Annotated in this window: 1 protein-coding gene; it reads right to left on the reverse strand. The window is 17.9% G+C overall.

Annotation, left to right across the window (positions count from 1 at the left end):
- Positions 1–432: 432 nt before the first annotated feature.
- Positions 433–960 carry a reverse transcriptase domain-containing protein gene (locus tag A33I_RS21570; protein ID WP_083477703.1) on the reverse strand — a complete coding sequence of 176 codons (528 nt, stop codon included), beginning with the start codon at positions 958–960 and terminating at the stop codon, positions 433–435.
- Positions 961–1,619: the final 659 nt, after the last annotated feature.

Here is a 1,619-nt window from a genome sequence, read left to right on the forward strand (position 1 = left end):
TATATTGAGTAGGAGGAGGTTATTAGTTTTTGATTTTTTATATTATTGTATGTATGGTTTTGTATATGGTGGTTTAAATTTATATTAAGTATGTATTTTTTTGTAATGTTGGATGTTAGATAATAGATTGAATTGAGTTAATTTTTTATTGGTAATTGTTTTTGTAAGTATTTAAGAATAAGTTATTTTAATTGTTTTTTTGTTTGAATAATTGTATTTATAAGTAGTGTGTTTATTTATTTTGAGTTTAATAAGGTTTTTTTTTTTGTTTTTAGGGGTTTTTTATTTTTTTTAGATATATATTTTGAGTTGAAATTTTGTGTGATTGTTTATGTGTTTGAGAGTTTTTTTTATGAAATTGATTTTAAAATAATTAATTTAGTTTTGTATTATTTGATTGATTTGTTTAATTTGAAATTTTGTTTTTATATTTTAGTTTTTTTTAGTTAATTGTTTTAGTTTAAATTTAAAGTTATTTATTGATTTTTGATGTGGTTTTGTTTTATATATTTTGATTTGAGGATTTTTAAAGAAATTGAATTTTAGAAATTTTATATTGGGGTTATTAGGTTTTGTTATTTTTGTTTTTGTGGTGTTGATTATTAAATTTAGTTTTTTTTTAATGAATTTAGTTATTGATTTTATTATTTGTTTTGTTGTTATTTTATTTTTAATTATAATGATATAGTTATTTGTATAATGTATGAAGTGAAGTTTATGATTTTTTAGTTTTGTATTAAGTTTGTTGAGTATAATGTTATTAAGTAGTGGAGATAAGTTTTTTTTTTGGGGTGTGTTTATAATGGTTTTTTTATAATTTTTATTAATTTGTATATTGTTTATTAAGAATTTATGGATGAGTGAGATGATGTTTTTGTTTTGGATTGTTTTTGAGATGAGGTTTATTAATTTATTGTGATTAATTGTATTGAAGAATTGTTTGAGATTTATGTTTATAATTTATTTATGATTATTATTTAAGTATTTTAGTGTTTGAATAATTGTTATTTTTGTATATTTATTAGGTTTAAATTTATAATTGTGTTTATTAAATTTTTTATTAAATATTGGTGTAAGAATTTGTGTAATGGTTTGTTGGATAAGTTGGTTTTTGATTGTTGGAATATTTAAAAGTTTTATTTTATTGTTTGGTTTGGGAATTTTAATTTGTAGTATGGGTTGGGGTTGATATTTTTTTTGTTGAATTTGAGAGATGAGTTTTTTTTTGTTTAGTGTGATATATGTTTTTAATTTTTGTATAGTTATTTTATTGGTGTTTGTGGAGTTTTTATTTTTTTTTATTTTTTTGTATGTTTGATTTAGATTTTTAGTGTTTAAAATTTTGTTTAATAATGTTTTTTTATATATGTTTTGTTATTTTTTTTTTGTTTTGTAAAGTTGGTATTTATTTTTTTGTTTTATGTTAGTGGTTTATTTTTGTTTTTAATTGAGATTTTTATAATGATGAAATTGTTTAGTTTTTTGTTTTTTTTAATTTTTATTAGATATTTTTATTATTATGGTTTTTGTTGATTTTTTATTATTTAGTTTTGTATTGTTATAAGATTTTGGTGTAGATTAGTGAGATTTTTTTAGTTAAGGTGTGAATTTTTTTTTTT

Source organism: Alkalihalophilus marmarensis DSM 21297, from assembly GCF_000474275.2.
Lineage (GTDB): Bacteria > Bacillota > Bacilli > Bacillales > Bacillaceae_D > Alkalihalophilus > Alkalihalophilus marmarensis.